Origin of the sequence: Allosaccharopolyspora coralli (assembly GCF_009664835.1) — a bacterium.
GTDB lineage: Bacteria > Actinomycetota > Actinomycetes > Mycobacteriales > Pseudonocardiaceae > Allosaccharopolyspora > Allosaccharopolyspora coralli.
In genome coordinates, this window is record NZ_CP045929.1 from 1,245,944 (window position 1) to 1,262,930 (window position 16,987).

Genomic DNA, 16,987 nt, shown 5'->3' on the forward strand with positions numbered 1-16,987 from the left:
GACGTGCGTCGCGGGCGGTGCAAAGGTGGGGTGTGCCAGACGTCGCGAGGTTGTCCCGCGATCGGCTCCGTGCGCTCCCTCCTGAGGCCGGAGCGGTCGTCATGGGCCTCGGCGTCGTCGCGCTCGACAGCCGGCACCTCGGCTTGCCCGCCGTGTGGTGGTCGCTGCTCGTCACAGCGGCACTCGCGTGGCTGGTGCTGATGTCGGCTTTCGTGCAGCGCTTCGTCACCGACCGCTCGCGGCTGACCGCGGAAGCCGCCCGGCCGGCAGCGCTGACGGTCGCGGCCTCCACCGGCGTGCTCGGATTGGGCGCGTGTGCGGTGGGGGCCGGTGTGCTCGCGTCCGGGTTGCTCGTAGTGGCAGTGGCCTGTTGGCTCGTAGTGCTCCCCAGGGTGCTTGCGGTCGGGTGGCGCCCGGAGGCCGCACCGTTCGTCGGTGGATGGTTCCTGCTCTGTGTCGCTTCCCAGTCCGTTGCGGCGCTGGCTGCGCACCTTGCGGTGCTCACCCGCGCGGTGTGGCTGCTGCCGCTGAGCGCTGCGGCGATGCTGGTCGGGCTCGCGTTGTACTGGTTCGTGCTGAGCCGCTTCGACCTGCGGCAGATCCGAACCGGACAGGGTGATCACTGGGTCGCCGGTGGCGCGCTGGCCATCTCGGTCGTTTCCATCGCGAGCCTCACCGAGGCGCTACGCGATCTGCATGTCGCGGAGTTCTTCGCCGTGATCGGAACCGCAGCCGCACTCGTGCTCCTGACGGCGACCGTCTGTTGGTACCTGGTGTTGCTCGTCGCCGAGTGCGTGACACCCCGGCTGCGCTACGACCTGCGTCGCTGGGCCACGGTGTTCCCGCTCGGGATGACCTGCGCAGCCGGTTCCGCTACGGCCACCGTCTCCGGCGTCACGGCGTTGTCCGTGGGGGCACAGGTGCTGTTCTGGCCCGCATTGATCGTGCTGTGTCTGACCGGCTGGGGCGCCCTCCGCCGGGTGTGGACCTCACCGAGGTGACCGGCGGGGGCGGACTCGCGACCCCGCCGGTCGTGGTCAGGCGGCGATGCTGCTGTGCGGGTCGATGACGTACTTCTTGGCGGCGCCCTGGTCGAACTGCTGGTAGCCGGTGGGCGCGTCGTCGAGCGTGATCACCGTGGCGTTGACGGCCTTGGCGATCTGCGCCTTGTCGCTGAGGATGAGGTTCATCAGCTGCCGGTTGTACTGCTTGACCGGGCACTGTCCGGTGACGAAGTAGTGCGACTTCGCCCAGCCGAGGCCGAGCCGCACTCCGATCTGGCCGACCTGCGCGTTCTCGTCGACGCCGCCGGGGTCCCCGGTGACGTAGAGGCCTGGAATGCCCAGGCCGGCGCCTGCCCGCGCGACGTTCATGATGTCGTTGAGCACCGTCGCAGGCGCCTCGCTCGCGCCCTTGCCGTGGCCGCGTGCCTCGAACCCGACGGCGTCGACGGCGGCGTCGACCTCGGGCTCGCCGAGGATGCCTTCGATGAGGTCGGGCAGCGGCGTGCCCTGGCTGAGGTCGACGGTCTCGCACCCGAAGCTGCGCGCCTGCGTGAGGCGGTCGGCGACCATGTCGCCGACGATCACCACCGAGGCTCCGAGGCATTGCGCGGCGTGGGCGGCAGCGAGGCCGACCGGCCCGGCACCGGCGACGTACACAGTGGACCCGGTTGTGACGCCCGCCGTGTAGGCGCCGTGGTATCCCGTGGGAAAGATGTCCGAGAGCATTGTCAGGTCCAAGATCTTCTCGAGGGCCTGGTCCCGGTCGGGGAACTTCAGCAGGTTGAAGTCCGCGTAGGGCACCATCACGTACTCGGCCTGCCCCCCGATCCAGCCGCCCATGTCGACGTAACCATAGGCGGCTCCCGCGCGAGCCGGGTTGACGTTGAGGCAGATGCCGGTCTTGCCCTCGTCGCACATGCGGCAGCGTCCGCAGGCGATGTTGAACGGCACCGAGCACACGTCGCCTTCCTTGACGAACAGCACGTCGTCGCCTGCCTCGACGACCTCTCCGGTGATCTCGTGACCGAGCGTCTGTCCGACAGGCGCAGTCGTGCGCCCGCGCACCATGTGCTGGTCGCTGCCGCAGATGTTCGTGGAGACGAGTTTGAGAATCGCCGCGTGGGGAGCCTTGCGCTTGACGCCGAACCCGGTGGCGACCTCGTCCGGGATCTCCAACTTCGGATAGTCGATCGTCTCGACACTGACCGAACCCGGTCCCTGGTAGACGACCACGCGGTTGCCTGGCATGAGTTCTCCCTCCTCACCCGCGCCCGGATCGGGACGCGAGCCGGTGTAGCCGGTCATGGTCCCGGCGACGACGGGCGGGTCGTTCAACCCGCAACGACGCGCGCATTCATGGTCCCGCGCACTCGCGTCGATGGCGAGCCACGAATGGGTCATGCCAGTGGAGCGAACGGCACTCTCGCCCCACGAGACGAGGCGAAAGTGCCGTTCGCGCTTCGGAGGGGTGAGATCGACGGTGCTGCTACCGTCCGGCCATGGCTGAGCGGAACGGGCCGATCGTGCGGATGCCGCTGCGAGTGCGCTACCACGAGTGCGACCAGCAGGGGATCGTGTTCCACGCGCACTACCTCGCCTACGCGGACATGGCCTCGTTCGAGGTGTTCAAAGCACTGTTCGGCTCGCACGCGGTGTTGCTCGAGCGCGGAGTCGACGTCGTGGTCGCCGAGTCGACCGTCCGGTACCTGGCGCCGTGCCGGTTCGACGACGATCTCTCCGTCGAGCCGCACGTCGAACGCCTGGGCACGACCTCGCTGGCGCTGCGCTACGAGATTCGCCGGGACGGCACGCTCGCGGCGGAAGTCACCAACCGCTACGTCTGGGTCGATCCAGAGGCTCTGCGCCCCACGGCTCCACCCGGCGACGTTCGGGACGCCTTCCGCGAATTCACGTGACTCAGAGAGCGTTGTGGAACTGAGGTCGGTGGTCCGGTACCGCCGCCCCAGTTCGCGCCTCGCGGTGTTGGGGTCCTCTTTGAGTACCAGGCGTACGCGGCGAGAACCCTGCGTTGTGAGGCACGAACTCCGAACGCCCTGTCAGAGGCTGTCTTGGATCCCGGTGGTGGGCATGTGAAGGGCCTCTGCTAGTGATCGTGATGCCAGTCATGATCACTAACAGCAGAGGCCCGACTCAGTTTGTACCCCACGACGCCTTCGTCCAGCGCATCGGCCCGCATTCGCCGCTACCCGTCGGACATGACGGACGCCGAGTGGGCAGTGATCGAACCACTGCTGCCCACGGCGGCGTGTGCCAGCCCGGCCGGGGGGCGTCCGGAGAAGCACCACCGCCGCGACATCGTCGACGCGATCCGCTACGTCACCGACAACGGAGTGAAATGGCGCGCGCTTCCCGTGGACTTTCCGCCCTGCAAGACCGTGTACGGCTTTTTCGCTCGCTGGCGCGAGAACGGCACGGTGGAAATAATGCGTGATGCGCTGCGTGAACAGGTCCGCCAGCAGGCCGGCCGGCGCCCGCGGCCCACCGCAGCCGCCATCGACGCGCAATCGGTGCGCGCCGCCGAAACAGTCGGTGACTCCACCCGCGGCTACGACGCCGGCAAGAAGGTCAACGGCCGCAAACGCCACATCGCCGTGGACACCATGGGACTGCTGCTGGTCGTCATGGTCACCGCCGCCAACTTGCAAGACCGGCCCGCCGGGCGCCCTCTGCTGTCGCTGCTGCACCGCGCCCACCACAGGGTGCGCCACATCTGGGCCGACGGCGGCTACACCGGAACCCTGCTGACCTGGGCGAAAACAACCCTGGGCATCACCGTCGAGATCGTGAAAAAACTCGCCGAACAAACCGGGTTCGTGCCCCTGCACCGCCGATGGGTCGTCGAACGAACCTTCGCCTGGATCAGCCAAGCCCGCCGCAACACCCGCGACTACGAACGCCTCCCCGAACACTCCGAGGCCTTCATCAACTGGGCCATGATCACTATGATGAGCCGACGACTGACCCGCCCACAAACGCGGGCCCCCACCCCCTAACCAAGATCAAAGACAGGCTCTCAGACGGCGGACCATCCGTTGTCGACTGGCAGGATCACGCCGTTGACGTTGCTCGCCGCGTCGGAGGCGAGGAACACGATCGCGGCGGCGATCTCGTCCGCCTCGCCGATGCGGACGTCGATGTTGGGGCCGAGGGCGGCGGGGCCGTGTCCCTCGGGGTCCGCGGTGACCTCGATGTTGGTGACCGTGCCCCCCGGAGCGACCGCATTGACGCGGATACCCGAGTCCCGATACATGACTGCCGCCGATTTCGTCAGCCCGGCCACACCGTGTTTGGACACGGTGTAAGCGGTTCCGGAGGCGCCGCCACGCAGGCTGGCCTCCGAAGCGGTGTTGACGATCGAGCCCTTGCCCTTCTCCAGCATTCCCGGCACGACCGCACGCAGGAGCAGGAACGGCGCGGTGAGATTGATCCGCAGCAACCGGTCCCACTCCGCGTCGGTGATCTCGTGCGGGGCGCCCATTCCGTCCATGATGCCGGCGTTGTTGACGAGAACGTCGATCCCGCCGAACTCGGTGCGCGCCGTGTTGACGACCTCGTCGACGACGGCGGGGTCGCTGAGGTCTCCTGCGACGCTCACCGCGGTGCCGCCGGAGTCGCTGATCTCCTTCGCGGTGGCGGCGCCGGTGTCCGGGTTCAGATCGGCGATGAGCACGCGGGCACCCGCCTCGGCGAAACGCAGAGCGCTGGCCCGCCCGATGCCCGACCCGCCTCCGGTGACGATGACGCCCGCTTGATCCAGACCCGATGTGCTCACGTGTGCCTCCCGATGCCGTCTCTCCGCTGGCACATCGTGCCATTCGCCTCGAACACCGATTCGCAGCGGTGCGAACGGCACTTTCGCCTCATGAGACGGGGCGAGAGTGCCGTTCGCACCAATCGCGGTTCAGGTGAGGTCGACTTCGAGAGTGCCGGTGGCCAAGTAGAACGGTGCCGGTACGGGCGGCCGACGGAACCGTGCCAGCCGTTGGAGGAATAACTGTGGCCAGCGGGGTGCTGCTCGCGTGCCGGTGACGTAGACCGTCGCGTGCATGGATTCCGGATCGGCGAAGGCGAGTGCGGGACCGTAGGTTCCGCGCGCACACCAGTTCGGCGTGTCGGACACGTCGGTGTCGAGCAGCCGTCTCGGTTCCGACCAGTCGCCCCGGTCGGCGCTGGGGTGAGGTGCGGTGATCCACCACAGCCCCTGCCCGGGGAAGTCGCGGACACCGTGGAGGTTCGACCCGCGTGCGAGAACCATGACCCAACCGTCGCGGCCTCGGGCGAGCGCGTTGTCGAAGAAGCCCTCGGACGAGTCCGCGAAGACCCGCGGCGGTGACCAGTCGGTGAGTCCGTCCTCGCTGTCGACGCAGCGCAGTTCGTAGTCCGGTTGTTCGCCGGGGCCGATCTCGTGCGGATTCGCCTGATACCACATGCGGTAACGACCGTCGGTGTGGATCACGAAGGGTTCGAGCACGCTCGCCCGTGGAGCTTCGCCTTGCAGGACCGGCTCGTTCCTGCGGTGCCAGCTCCCGTCCCGGTACTCGAGGACACCGATCGAGTAGCGGCTCTTGGGGCCGTAGTGCTTCGACGTCGCGCGGCCGGTGTAGTAGATGCGTGGGCCGTGTCGGCCGGATGCGGGAACATAGCTCGGGGTGTGCATCCCGGCGGCGTCCCATCCGTCGCGCGGCGGGTCCGCTGTGAGTGCGGTGACACGGTTCTTGCCGTCGTGATCGACAATCCACGGCCCTGTCGCGAGTGAACCGTCATCGGAAAGCCTCGCCCGGTAGAGGCGATTACGGAACCCGGTCGAAAAGCCCCCGAGAAAAAGCGTCCAGCGACCGTCGATGCGATGCACATCCGGGTCACCCACGCCGAGAAGTCCGCGAGGCATCGGACCGTCGACCATGTCCCAGAAGACCTGCATCTGGGAACTGCCTTGTGCCCGCCACGAATCCGGGCGTGACGTCTGCATGGAACGCGACCTCCGTGACCGCAGCTCCGCTGCGTCGGTGACTCCCCTGCGGCTCAGGTAGGTCGATGACGGCGATGCTAACAGCGATTTCCAGTTCCATCGGCCGTTTCGCGCATGCCAGGCTGGGGTTCGCCCCTGCCCGCGTCACACTCGGGCTGAAGAAGGGAGGGGCTGTATGACGGCCGCGAACGACCGTGCCGAACGGTGGCGGCGCCACTGGGACAAGAGCGCACCGTCCTACGACCGGACCATGGGAGTGTGCGAGCGGCTGCTGCTGTGGGACAGCCGTGACTGGGTCTGTTCCCGCGCGAGCGGCGAGGTTCTCGAGGTCGCGATCGGAACGGGTCTCAATCTCGCATTCTATCCCGGCGAGATCGCCTTGACCGGGATCGAGTGGAGCCCGGCCATGCTCAGCCGTGCCCGGCAGCGCAGCGGAGAACTCGGCCGGGAGACCACGCTGCTGGAGGGCGACGCGCGGTCGCTTCCGTTCCCGGCGGAGTCCTTCGACACGGTCGTGTGCACGTTCTCGTTGTGTGCGATTCCGGATCAGCCCCAGGCTGTCGCGGAAATGGTGCGGGTCGTGCGGCCAGGTGGCCGGCTGCTGCTTGCGGACCACATCGGCAGCAGCTCCCGGCTTGTGCGGGCTTTTCAAAGCGTGCTGGAGAAGGCGACGATTCCCCTTGCAGGCGAACGTTGGGTGCATCGCCCGCGGAAGGAAATCGAAGCCGCGGGACTCGAGGTCGAGTCCTCGCAGCGATTCAATCTCGGCCTGGTGGAACGCCTTGTCGCGCGCAAACCCGAGGACAAGTGACGCTGGTTCTGCGCCACGCCGCGGCGTCGGGGCACCGAGCTGAGCCGGCGGCCGGTCAGGTTGCGACGACGGGCGCTACTCCACTGCGGCAGGTGTCGGCTATGACATCAATCAGGGTAAGGATCCGACGCAGGCTGTGGTCTCCGGTGGAGCCTCCTTCGTGTCGGGTGCCGTGGCCTGCGGCGATCGGTGCCATGTTCGGTGGTCCGGTCGGTGTCGTCGGTGGTGCCCTGGTTGGTATCGGTTTCGGGATCGCTGTCGATTCCGGCTGGAACCTGTTCGATTGAGCAGTCCACAGAGGACGAAAGGAGTGCCGGGTGCCCCAAGTTGCCCCGCAACCCGACAGTGCCACGGGCGAACCGAGGCCACCACAGGCACCCGTCATCACTCCGTGGAAGAACGAGGGCAAAACCGACCGCAGGCGTGCGAAGTTCCCACAATCTCCAGAAGGCGAAGGACCGGTCCCGGAGTGGTATCAACAGACCGAGTACGGAATGTTCAAAGGGGGTTTAGCGCTGGGCGTCCTCGTGATCGCGTTCCTGTGCATTTTTGACGGTGGCTTCTCGTGAATAGCGCTCGTGGTGTCTGTGGCTCTTCGAGGGTTCTACTTCCTCGGACAGAGCCAGGGATTCTCGGCCGGTGCCGAGTGGTTCGCCCCAGCCTCAAGAGTCACGTCAGGCTGTACGAGCTTTCCAAGGTCGAGGTCGAGTACCAGGCTGGTGGTGCCTCGGTCGCCCTCACGCGACGGCAGAGGGCAGCGGCGGCGGTCTCCTCGGACGGCTACCAGGGCTTGTGGCTGGATACTTCGATCTTCCACGGAGACCTGGCGCCGCCGGAGCCGGATCGGGTCAAATACAAGCGGTAGCTTCTCTGCTCACGGAAAGTGCGAATCGGCCACGGCCCGGGTGCACGAAGCCACGGATCATCGACTGACCGAAGGGCTCAGAAGACCACCCTGCGCAGGCCACGGAGTCACAAGCGCTGTGCGAGACTCACTCTGTTCGTTTTGCCTGGTTGCGCCCCCGGCAGGGTTCGAACCTGCGACCTGGAGATTAGATCATTCCACAGTGGACGTGTGACCACGTGTAGCCGGAATCACGCTTCGGCGAGTGCCCGATGTTGGAGAGGGTGTTGCGGGTCACTCTGTGCTGTTCGGGTGATGAGTAGTAACCCGCTCTTGCGTCGAGGCCGTGTTCGATACGGTGTGCTCGCGATGGACAGCGTAGGCAGTGTGACCGGGGTAGCTGGTCGGTTGAGGGGGAAGTATGTCGCCGGGCGCGTTCAGCGCTGACGACGGGGCGGTGGCGCCTGCGGTGTTCGAACCGGAGCACTTCGACGATGTGGACGACTGGGCTGCCCAGCCTGAGCCGGACGCCGAGCAGAACGCTGAGCAGGGTGCCGAGGATGAGGGCACGGTGCTGGTGCCGACGGCGGAGTTCTCGTCGGTGGGCGATGAGGCCGAGATCCAGTTCCGCCGCACCGATACGGGGCAGTTGGCGCTGCCGATCTACACGAGTGTGGAGTCCTTGGTGGCGTGTTGTGGGGAAGAGCAGCCATGGCTGGCGGTGACGTTGGACTCGCTGCCGGAGATCGTGTCCACGGCTGGCGCGGACGGGATCGTGCAGGACCTGCCGCTGCCTGAGATCAGCGGTAACGAACGGGGAGGGAACTGAACGTGGGCTTTCAAGCCGATCAGGCGGACCTGGACGGGCTGTCGAACACCATCAACGAGTCGTTGAACAGCCTCAATGCGGCGGCCGGGGCTCCGGAAGGCGAGGTCGACGCGGGTGAGTCGACGGCCGCGGTAACGGGCATGATGGCTTCGCTCTACGAGTCGTTGACGACGATGACCCAGGACACACAGCAGGCGGCGGCGGAGGTCGCAGACAGCGGCGGGGTCTACACGCGCACGGATGATCAGGCGGCTTCGGGGTTGCCAACTGGGGGAAGTAACTGATGACCGGCGCGATCAACACCGCAGTGAAGGGCCTGCCGGACTCGTGCCGGGCGACGGCGGAAGAGTTGAGCAAGCTCAGCGCGGGATCTGATGAGGTCGGTACCGGCCTTTATCGGGTGCGCAGCGAGTCCGAGTCATGCTGGACGGGCGAGGCTGGGGACGCCTTCCGGGAGGCGATGCAGAAGCGGGGGCGGGCTGCCAGTGACCTGGCGGAGGCCGCGAGTCGTGGCCAGAAGGCGTTGGAAACCTTCGCCGACGAGTTGCAGACGGTGCGCGGGTGGGTACGTCAAGCACGCGAGGTCGCGGCCAAACACGGGCTGACGGTGACACCGACGACGATCGAGCCGCCCGGACCGGCACCTGCGGCGCCCCCAGAGGCCACCGGCCCGCCGCGACTCGGCGAGGGCTCCCTTGAGCCAATGCTCGCGCATGGCGAGGCAATGGCCGATCACGAGCGCAAGGTGCGCGGGTTCAACGAAGCTCAGCACACCGTGGAGCGTGCGCGTAATAAGGAAAGGGACGCGCACCAGGCGCTCACAGAGGCGATGGACTACGAAAAGAACGTCTTCGAGTCCCTGAAGAGTGGTGCGTTCTGGACGCTCGTGGGCGTGAACACGTCTATGGTCACAACGCCGCAGATCAGCGCGGACAAGTTCGCCGCCAAGGCGGAGGGATTCCACGCCAAGGCCACCCACGCCGCTTCGGCCGCGCAGGATGCGGCGTTGACTCCGGCGCAGCAGCGGGCGCAGGCCGCGAAGGCGGGCAAGATGTCGAGCAGGGCCGCGTGGGCCGAGAAACAGTCCGCGAAGTCTCAGGTCGTCATGGATCGGCTGCACAGCCGGACCGGAATCAGCGGTTCGGCTTCGCGCATGCTCGGCTCGTCGGTGAAGGGCGTCCCGATTCTCGGCACCGCCATTAGCGCGGGTGTCCAGATCGAGCAAGTTGTCAATGATGGGAAACCTGTCGGTAAGGCGGGGTTGAGCCTCGCGGGTGGCACGGCTGGTGGCGTCCTCGGAGCCGCTGCGGTCGGCGCCATGGTCGGCGGCCCGGTGGGCATTGTGGTGGGTGCAGGAGTCGGTGCCGTCGCCGCGGGCGTCGGAAGCTGGCTCGGCGAGGAGGGCTACGACCTCGCAACAGAAGGCGGAGACGGATGACCAAGGGTCAGAGAGTGCGGTTCGGAGTCCTCATCGTCCTGAACCTGGCCGCGATCGTGTGGCTGAGTCTAGGAAACCTGCGAACCGAGTTCGGGCCGCTAACGCTGTTCTTCGTCGCGGCTTCCTGCGCCTACGCGCCTGCGCGAATGATCGCTCTGTGGCGAGCGAACCGAGAAGCTCCGGTTGCCTCTCGCCTAGTGCCTCTCCGCGTGTCCATGGGGGTCACAGGCCTCATTACTTTCGGGCCCGCGATCGCTGCGATGGCAGGCTGGGCCGGAATACTCCCTGCCGTCATTTCCTTCCTCGTTGGCATGATCTTGATGTGCTGGACGACCGCGGTCTTCTCCGATGGCTATCAAGGCTTGTGGCTGGATGCGATGATCTTCCACGGGAACCTGACGCCACCTGAACCGGATTGGGTGAAGTACAAGCGATAGTCGCTCACCCGGACAGCACCACGTCACCCACCCGGAACCGGGAACGGCCCGGCGTGGTCCCGGCCCTGCGATATCAACCGTCCACGATGCACATAGCCACGGATCATCGCCGGGGTGGCGCTGCGGCCCAGCAGACTCGGCATCGCACGAGCGATCTCCGACGCCGAAGCCAACCGGTCCGCGACCGCGTCCAGCAGGAACATCCGCCGCGACTTGGTGTCAAAGCAGGCGCCGCACTCGCGACACCACACGGTGACCGCGTCCGGCGGGGCGTACAGATCCTCGTCGCACTGGTCACACGGACCCGCATACCGCCACGGTCGGGGGCGGTCGACCGCACGCCAGCCACGCGAGACCGCGTCGCAAACCTCGTCGTGCAGCTCGTCGGCCCGCGGATGTGTCCGCAACGCCGAAGCGTGGGTGGCCAAGTGACGAGCGGCGTCGGTGGCTGACGGCGATTCGCGTCCGCCCGGAACCTCACGACCACGCCGCAAGCACGTTCACCAGGTCGCCGTGAGCCTCGGCGGCGGCCCCGTTGAACGGCAACGCCGGATCGACCGCCGCACGTGGCGTACGCACCCGCTCACTCATCTGCGCCAGCTTCGCCGTCGCCGTCTCCAACTCGACAACTTGGTCGACAAGCGCTGTGCGAGACGCACTCTCTTCGTTTTGCCTGGTGGCGCCCCCGGCAGGGTTCGAACCTGCGACCTAGAGATTAGAGCGCGCGGCTTGTCGTTGTTTGACGCTGACGGACCGTTATGTGCCGTGACCAGGAAGGATTGGTCGATCCGAGCGTCCATTGTGCTCGGACGTTTGACAACATTCGACGTCCAAAGATGGGGGTAAAGTGGGGGCGCGAGCCGTCTCGCAGCGGAGGGGTTTGCCTCCATCCCGTCGACCTGGCGTAGCCCGATCACGTCGTGGGGAGGGTGCAACCTGTGAGCTTGACCGTAGCCGATGGTGCCCGGTTTGCGCCCTCCCCACGACGTGATAGCCCTCGGGGAGGTCGTCGGGATGGAGGCTTCCCCGGAACCACCCACCTGACCGCATCGTCCGCGCGGTCGCCGCCATCCTGTTGGCCTGCCCGTCCGGCGAGGACATTTCTTTGCGGTGATCTGGCTCGTCGGGTGCGCGTGTGAAGCGATGGTTACTCATCTAGCGGCCCCTGCGTGGTTCCCGGCCGCCTGCTTTCCGCTCGTGGCCGCGCGCGGGTCGCCGGGACCGGCGCTTGCGCCGCACGCCCGGCGTGCCCGCTTGCGCGGCCACACGAAACAGCAGGCAGGCGGCCCCGCAGGGGCCGCCCTTGATGAAGTAAGGAAACTCTGAACACACGCACTCTGCTGCGGTCTGCTGCGGTGTCGTGATTCGCTGGATGAGTCCCACGCGGTGTTCATGAGTGCCACGCGGTGTTCAGTTGATGGCTGACACTGCCGACAGGCGGTGGTGACTGTGTGTTCCGGCGCCGTCTGGGAATCAGATCCCGTCTTCGGCTCCACCCGTGTCTCACGGGGGATCCCCTGTCGTACACACGGCCTCAGTACCTTGCGGCTCGCCGTAGCAACCGGAGAACCGGGCCCAGTGGCGCCGATCAACCTCACCTGGTGCAGTGGGCGCCGCAAACTTGGCAGATCAATCGTTCGATCACGCCCGCGGCGAACTCGTGGGGGCTGTCTTCGGTCAGTGCGTAGTGGCCACAGACCTGACAGGCCAGCTCGGAGGGGGTCTCAAGGGCGGGTCCGTCGCGGGGACCGAAAATCGGCGAAGCCATCTCCATCACTCCCGACATGTGGCCGAAGCGCGTGTGTCGGCAGCTGGAGGCTTAACTGCCCGTATCGGTCAACGAACACCCCGGCGGGGAGTGTTCCCGCTGGCGGCGGGGTTGGTGAACGAGGTCACCGGGCCGCCCAGGCTAGGGGGCGTGGGGACGGTGGTCGCCGTCGGGGTTGTCGTGCTCGTCGATCATCCACTGGGCGACCTGGGACAGTTTGATGTTGGCGTGCTGTGAGGCTGCGACGAGCAGATTGAACGCCTGCTGGGCAGTGATGTTGTCGCGTGCCATGAGCAGACCCTTGGCTTGGCCGATCGCATCGCGGGTGTCCAGCGCCTCGGACAGCTGGCGGGAATGGCGGGCACCGGCCAGTGCGATGGCCGCGTGGGTCGCGAACACTTCCCCGACCAACTGAGCCTCGTCGCCGAACCGCACCCCGGTGTTGCCGTACAGGTTCAGCGCCCCAAGATTGTCGTCTTGTACGTAGAGCTGAAACGAGATGAGGCTGCCCGCCCCGAGCTCGGTGGCGCGGGCGGCAAAGGACGGCCAGCGGGGCTCGGTGGCGAGGTCGTTGACGATCACCGTGTGCTGCTGCCAGATCGCATCCAGGCACGGGCCTTCACCGAGTTGTTCCTGGGCCTGGTCGCACTGGGCCACTAACGGGTCGGTGGGTACTCGTGCGGTGACATGGCGACCCTGCACCTGGCTGATCCCGCCGTAGCCCACGCCGGGCACCGTGGCCACTGCGGCCTGCACGATCCCGCCCAGCGTGTCGTTCTCGTCGGGCTCGGCCTCCAGCTGCCTGGCCACCGTGCTCAATGTGCGGGCCAACTCATGGCGCCTGCCGCCACCGCTTGCCGCCATCGGCCTCATCCCTTATGGGTTAGCTGAGCTGACGCACGGTCATGCCGGCACGTGTGGTGAACCGGCACAACCTTGACTGTCCAACGCCCGGGCGTCTCACCAGCCCATTCACAGTATTCGGCCCGCGCCTCACCCAGGCAAGGCGTCCCAGCTCGCAATGTGACACCCATGGCGCGGCAGCCTGGCCGCTCGAATGCGGGTGCACGAGTCGCCGCGTTGGTCCGCACTCGTGTGCACGGCAAACGCGGGTTAGTCCGTGTCCGCTCAATGGGGCCGCCCATGTGGTGTCGCGACCTGGTCATGGAGGCCGGGGGCTAGCGCCGAAACCGTTCCCGCTGTTCCTCGAGTGCGTGCCGATACCTCGCTTACCAGTCGAAACGATGCTCAGCGCCAGCTCGTGTACCGCTACTACTCAGACCTCCGCCCGGCCAGGCCTACTACTTCTTGGACTTGGAAGTCCGGCGCAGTCGTGTGTTGACGAACTCTCCCATTCCCCAACGGCCGAGCTCGCGGCCGAAGCCGGACCGCTTCACACCACCGAAGGGCAGGCCGGGAAGCGTGGTGCCGTGCTCGTTGATGTAGGCCATTCCTACCTCGAGCTGGTCGGCGATCTCCTGGGCGCGATCGATGTCGCTGCCCCACACCGAGCCGCTGAGTCCGAAGCCCACGTCGTTGGCCAACGTGACGGCCTCGTCGGCCGAATCGACGCCGTAGATCACGGCCACGGGTCCGAAGATCTCCTCGGAGTAGGCGTCCATGTCCTTGGTGACACCGGTCAGCACGGCCGGACGCATGAAGGCACCTTCTCCTTCGACCGCGTCGCCCCCGGCGTGCAGGGTGGCGCCCTGCTGGATGGCGCGTTCGACTTGTTCGACCACGGTGTCCCGCGCGCCGATGGACGACAGTGGGCCGACCTGCGTGCTCGGGTCCGTGGGATCCCCCACCCGGGCCGACTCGAAGGCCTGGGTGACGGTCGCGACGAAGTCGTCGAGCTTGTCGTTCGGCACGATCATTCGTTTCGGAGAGTTACAGGCCTGGCCGGTGTTGGACAGGCGTGCCCGTGCGGCGATCGTTGCGGTCTGCTCGATGTCGCCGTCATCGAGCACGATGAGGGGATCGGAGCCGCCCAGCTCCAGGACGGCCTTCTTCAGATGCCTGCCTGCGGTTTCGGCCACCGATGCACCTGCGCGTTCACTGCCGGTCAGTGAGATGCCGCGTACACGCGGGTCGGCGATCATGTCGGCGATCTGATCGTTGCTCGCGAACACGTTGGTGTAGGCACCCTCCGGCACCCCGGCAGTGTGCACGATCTCGGCCATGACTTCCGACGACGCCGCACAAATGTGTGCGTGCTTGAGGATGATGGTGTTGCCCACCATCAGGTTGGGGGCGACGAATCGGGCCACCTGGTAGTAGGGGTAGTTCCACGGCATCACTCCGACCAGCGGGCCGATGGGCGCGGTCTGGACCAGCGACTCCTCGGATCCCTGCGGATCGAGTACCTCTCGTTCCAGCAGGTCCGGCCCATGCTCGCCATACCAACGGTAGATCGCGCCAGCCAGCTGGACTTCGCCCACCGCCTCCTTCATCGGCTTGCCCATCTCGGTCGAGATCAGCTTGGCCAGCTCCTCCTGGCGAGCATCATAGGCATCAGCAATCCGAATCAGGAGCTGCGCACGCACGCTCACCGGTGTCGCGCGCCACTCGGCGAAGGCAGCGTCCGACCGGCTCAGGACCCTGCTGACACCCCCATCGTCCAGCTCGGTGAACTCCTGCTCGATCTTACCGGTGGCCGGGTTCAGCGTCACGTACGAAGACAAACCGTGTTCCTTTCCAGCGTCTGCAAACAGGTGCTGAGCGGCAGGGCTCCGAGCACACGTGCCGCGGTGTTGCCCCGTGCCGCCGCGTCTCCTGAATTACCCTCACCGCATGATCAGGAAACATCAATCCGGCTGAGGTGTGCCCTAGGAGGGAACCCCCACCCGACACCAAGGCACCCTGTGGGCGTGGACTCACGAGCGTGACCAGCTATGTCTCATTTACCCCGTCCGATCCGCGGGGCGTAGCCAGCCTGGAACAGCTCGGCACAGTGCGTCGCCACCGCGAGATCGTGACTGCCGAGCCCCACGATCACGTCGCACGGGCGAACCTCGTGGTGCATGTCGTGGAACTCCCACAACGTCTCGACATCGGCACGAAAGGCCGTCGGAATCATCGTCTGCGAGGTGGTCAACGTGGCCTCCGTGATCGTCGGGATCACTCGCTCTTCGGTCCATCGTTTCAGGATCGCCGGGCGACTGCGATCGCCTTGTCGTCGTGTTGTTTGGAGCGCGGGAGGTGATGTCCGTGGGGGTCGTGGTTGGCTTCCCAGCTCCGGCAATAGTCGAGGAGCGCTTCGAGTTCACGCGGGCCATGACGGGCGATGCGTGGCCAGTCGTTGAGGTTGAGGTACTCGATGGTGTTGAAGGCGCCATCAGTGGCCAGTACCGACCATGGGGTTGTGTCGATGGGATGACTGATCGTGAGCGCGTGGTTTGCTGCCTCGGGGTCGGCTTCGGCGATCCAGTAGCCACCGGCGCGGTTCCGCCACTGTGCCTGCTGATCTTGTAGCTCGTGCAGAAGTCGACGGTGGTGTTGGTCGTAACCCGTTCCTGATGCGAGGCGCTGACGGTACTGCTGGCGCTGCGGCAGTTCGAGGGCGTCGATCCGATGATCGGCCAACTGGCCGTGCGGGAAGACGATCGGCGAGTCCCCCAGCACAAGACCATCTACGTGGTCGGTGCAGACACGGACCATCGCGACTGTGCTTGACGGCGAATCGCCTCGACGCAAGTTGAGATCACAGGCGGTCTGCGCGATGGCTTCGCCGAGTGCCGTGCGCAGGTCCGTGTCGGGTGTGTTCGTCAACTGAGCAGCAAGATGTCGGCCCAGTTGGTCGGCGTAGGTCGACGCGCTGACTGGGGCCGGCCGAAACGCCGATGCCCCGTCGAGGACGAGCACCGCACTTGGTGTCGTGAATACCTTGTCGTCACTTGCAGCTTTGGCCGGGAGCTGGGCGCTAGCGCAACATACTTGTTCACCAGACATAGGGTCCTGCTGCAAGCTCGCTATGCGTGATCGTGAGTCCGTCGTAGCTGGCACGTACGGCGAGGCTGAACGACGCTTCACCCACCTTGTCGTACAGTTCGCCGAGGTTCGTTGTGAGGTAGTGGGCCGCTCCGAGCGACCCGATCGCATGGATGCCAGCGATGTGCACGAGTACCCGGCCATCGAAGTTGTGTCGAGCGACGTAGGCGAGATCCGCGTCGGCAGGGGCGCCTTCGTCGTCGGATGGGGAGCCGGTGCGTTCGCCGGTCTCCTGGTGCTCGAACCACCACCGTCCGCCGTCCTTGATTAGTCTGGACTTCGGATCTTCGTCCATGAGGGAACCGGCGACCGGGGCGGACTTCGGACCGCAGACGATTACACCATCGCCTTCGGGAAGGTCCGCGGTCTCGGGGCCAACGTGGTAGCGGTCGACGGCGAAACGCATGGCTGTCAGCAGCTTCTCGAGCTCCTGCCCCGTTGTGGAATCTTCGGCTGCGATCAGCGGCCGCTCTCGGTCCGTCGTTTGGTAGCGGTACGGGATCCCCACACTGACCGGCCCAACCCCGAAAAGCACCCGTTCGGGGCCCGCCGCGTCCTTCCTGACCTGGCTGATGCGCCCCTTGGTGATACCGAGGGCCGTTGCGATCTCGGTATAGCTCATGTCGCGCTCGCGATGAGCTTCCTCGATCGCGGCCTTTCGCAACCGTGCGAGCTCGGCCGACCGGTGCTGATACGTGGTGATCAGGTCAGTCGCCCTCTGCCCACGCCGGATGGGGTCGGCCTCACGCCGCACCGCCTCGAACTCGTCCCTCGATGTCACCGGCTCAGTTTAGGCCCCTTGACAACCAAATGCGACGCCCGTAGCTTGTGTTTAGACCCCTTAACATACGGAGCGTGATAACGAGCCGGTCGTTT

The 16,987-nt window shown here is 66.3% G+C and carries 17 protein-coding genes; 9 read left to right on the plus strand and 8 right to left on the minus strand.

Going from position 1 to position 16,987, the window contains the following annotated elements:
- Positions 1-32: 32 nt before the first annotated feature.
- Entirely contained in the window at positions 33-1,001 is a 969-nt protein-coding gene (locus GIY23_RS05940; protein ID WP_154075739.1) for an SLAC1 family transporter, read from the plus strand.
- A 36-nt stretch (positions 1,002-1,037) separates the two neighbouring features.
- Here the strand turns inward: GIY23_RS05940 and fdhA are convergent, their stop codons facing one another.
- Complete coding sequence (gene fdhA / locus GIY23_RS05945) at positions 1,038-2,405, minus strand: formaldehyde dehydrogenase, glutathione-independent (protein WP_228717571.1); 1,368 nt, start codon at positions 2,403-2,405, stop codon at positions 1,038-1,040.
- Between the two features lie 98 nt (positions 2,406-2,503).
- On the opposite strand from fdhA, the gene GIY23_RS05950 reads away from it, so the two are divergent.
- Both GIY23_RS05950 and GIY23_RS05955 read left to right on the plus strand, forming a co-directional pair.
- A complete protein-coding gene (locus GIY23_RS05950) occupies positions 2,504-2,920 on the plus strand; it encodes an acyl-CoA thioesterase (protein WP_154075740.1) in 417 nt (138 codons plus the stop codon).
- Positions 2,921-3,220: 300 nt separating this feature from the next.
- Positions 3,221-4,018, plus strand: a complete 798-nt coding sequence (locus GIY23_RS05955; protein WP_154075648.1) for an IS5 family transposase — start codon at positions 3,221-3,223, stop codon at positions 4,016-4,018.
- Positions 4,019-4,038: 20 nt separating this feature from the next.
- Here the strand turns inward: GIY23_RS05955 and GIY23_RS05960 are convergent, their stop codons facing one another.
- On the minus strand, positions 4,039-4,797 hold the full coding sequence (locus GIY23_RS05960; RefSeq protein ID WP_154075741.1) for an SDR family NAD(P)-dependent oxidoreductase: 759 nt from the start codon (positions 4,795-4,797) through the stop codon (positions 4,039-4,041).
- Positions 4,798-4,926: 129 nt separating this feature from the next.
- Positions 4,927-5,994: a hypothetical protein gene (locus GIY23_RS05965; protein WP_222850247.1), complete on the minus strand. Its 1,068-nt coding sequence runs from the start codon at positions 5,992-5,994 to the stop codon at positions 4,927-4,929.
- 175 nt (positions 5,995-6,169) lie between these two features.
- Here GIY23_RS05965 and GIY23_RS05970 point away from each other — a divergent pair, with 175 nt between their 5' ends.
- The 6 genes from GIY23_RS05970 (at position 6,170) to GIY23_RS05995 (ending at position 10,353) form a co-directional block, all read left to right on the plus strand.
- Positions 6,170-6,805, plus strand: a complete 636-nt coding sequence (locus GIY23_RS05970; RefSeq protein ID WP_154075742.1) for a class I SAM-dependent methyltransferase — start codon at positions 6,170-6,172, stop codon at positions 6,803-6,805.
- Between the two features lie 646 nt (positions 6,806-7,451).
- On the plus strand, positions 7,452-7,670 hold the full coding sequence (locus tag GIY23_RS05975) for a hypothetical protein (RefSeq protein ID WP_154075743.1): 219 nt from the start codon (positions 7,452-7,454) through the stop codon (positions 7,668-7,670).
- A 400-nt stretch (positions 7,671-8,070) separates the two neighbouring features.
- Entirely contained in the window at positions 8,071-8,478 is a 408-nt protein-coding gene (locus GIY23_RS05980; RefSeq protein WP_154075744.1) for an SAV_915 family protein, read from the plus strand.
- 2 nt (positions 8,479-8,480) lie between these two features.
- Positions 8,481-8,762, plus strand: coding sequence for a hypothetical protein (locus GIY23_RS05985; protein WP_154075745.1), 282 nt, complete (start codon positions 8,481-8,483; stop codon positions 8,760-8,762).
- Positions 8,762-9,916, plus strand: coding sequence for a WXG100 family type VII secretion target (locus GIY23_RS05990; protein WP_154075746.1), 1,155 nt, complete (start codon positions 8,762-8,764; stop codon positions 9,914-9,916). Before GIY23_RS05985 ends, GIY23_RS05990 begins: the two co-directional genes overlap by 1 nt.
- Positions 9,913-10,353 (plus strand): hypothetical protein, encoded by a 441-nt coding sequence (locus GIY23_RS05995; RefSeq protein WP_154075747.1) that lies wholly within the window; start codon positions 9,913-9,915, stop codon positions 10,351-10,353. The genes GIY23_RS05990 and GIY23_RS05995 overlap by 4 nt, the downstream gene beginning before the upstream one ends.
- Positions 10,354-12,262: 1,909 nt before the next feature.
- Here GIY23_RS05995 and GIY23_RS06000 read toward each other — a convergent pair.
- From GIY23_RS06000 to GIY23_RS06020, 5 genes are all read right to left on the minus strand, one after another.
- On the minus strand, positions 12,263-12,985 hold the full coding sequence (locus tag GIY23_RS06000) for a GAF and ANTAR domain-containing protein (RefSeq protein ID WP_154075748.1): 723 nt from the start codon (positions 12,983-12,985) through the stop codon (positions 12,263-12,265).
- A gap of 437 nt (positions 12,986-13,422) precedes the next feature.
- Entirely contained in the window at positions 13,423-14,805 is a 1,383-nt protein-coding gene (locus GIY23_RS06005; RefSeq protein WP_154075749.1) for an NAD-dependent succinate-semialdehyde dehydrogenase, read from the minus strand.
- 215 nt (positions 14,806-15,020) lie between these two features.
- The gene (locus GIY23_RS06010) at positions 15,021-15,218 is read right to left on the minus strand and encodes a hypothetical protein (protein ID WP_407646833.1); all 198 of its coding nucleotides are present in this window, start codon (positions 15,216-15,218) and stop codon (positions 15,021-15,023) included.
- Positions 15,219-15,265: 47 nt separating this feature from the next.
- Complete coding sequence (locus GIY23_RS06015) at positions 15,266-15,985, minus strand: protein phosphatase 2C domain-containing protein (protein WP_267313237.1); 720 nt, start codon at positions 15,983-15,985, stop codon at positions 15,266-15,268.
- 76 nt (positions 15,986-16,061) lie between these two features.
- A complete protein-coding gene (locus GIY23_RS06020; protein WP_154075751.1) occupies positions 16,062-16,892 on the minus strand; it encodes a hypothetical protein in 831 nt (276 codons plus the stop codon).
- Positions 16,893-16,987 lie beyond the last annotated feature (95 nt).

What these genes read in the sequence shown, in the direction of transcription:
- GIY23_RS05980 (WP_154075744.1), top strand. Translation starts at nt 8,071, where the DNA reads ATGTCGCCGGGCGCGTTCAGCGCTGACGACGGGGCGGTGGCGCCTGCG.
- GIY23_RS05955 (WP_154075648.1), top strand. Translation starts at nt 3,221, where the DNA reads ATGACGGACGCCGAGTGGGCAGTGATCGAACCACTGCTGCCCACGGCG.
- GIY23_RS05950 (WP_154075740.1), top strand. Translation starts at nt 2,504, where the DNA reads ATGGCTGAGCGGAACGGGCCGATCGTGCGGATGCCGCTGCGAGTGCGC.
- GIY23_RS05965 (WP_222850247.1), bottom strand. Translation starts at nt 5,994, where the DNA reads ATGCAGACGTCACGCCCGGATTCGTGGCGGGCACAAGGCAGTTCCCAG.
- GIY23_RS06000 (WP_154075748.1), bottom strand. Translation starts at nt 12,985, where the DNA reads ATGGCGGCAAGCGGTGGCGGCAGGCGCCATGAGTTGGCCCGCACATTG.
- fdhA (WP_228717571.1), bottom strand. Translation starts at nt 2,405, where the DNA reads ATGACCCATTCGTGGCTCGCCATCGACGCGAGTGCGCGGGACCATGAA.
- GIY23_RS05970 (WP_154075742.1), top strand. Translation starts at nt 6,170, where the DNA reads ATGACGGCCGCGAACGACCGTGCCGAACGGTGGCGGCGCCACTGGGAC.
- GIY23_RS05990 (WP_154075746.1), top strand. Translation starts at nt 8,762, where the DNA reads ATGACCGGCGCGATCAACACCGCAGTGAAGGGCCTGCCGGACTCGTGC.
- GIY23_RS05995 (WP_154075747.1), top strand. Translation starts at nt 9,913, where the DNA reads ATGACCAAGGGTCAGAGAGTGCGGTTCGGAGTCCTCATCGTCCTGAAC.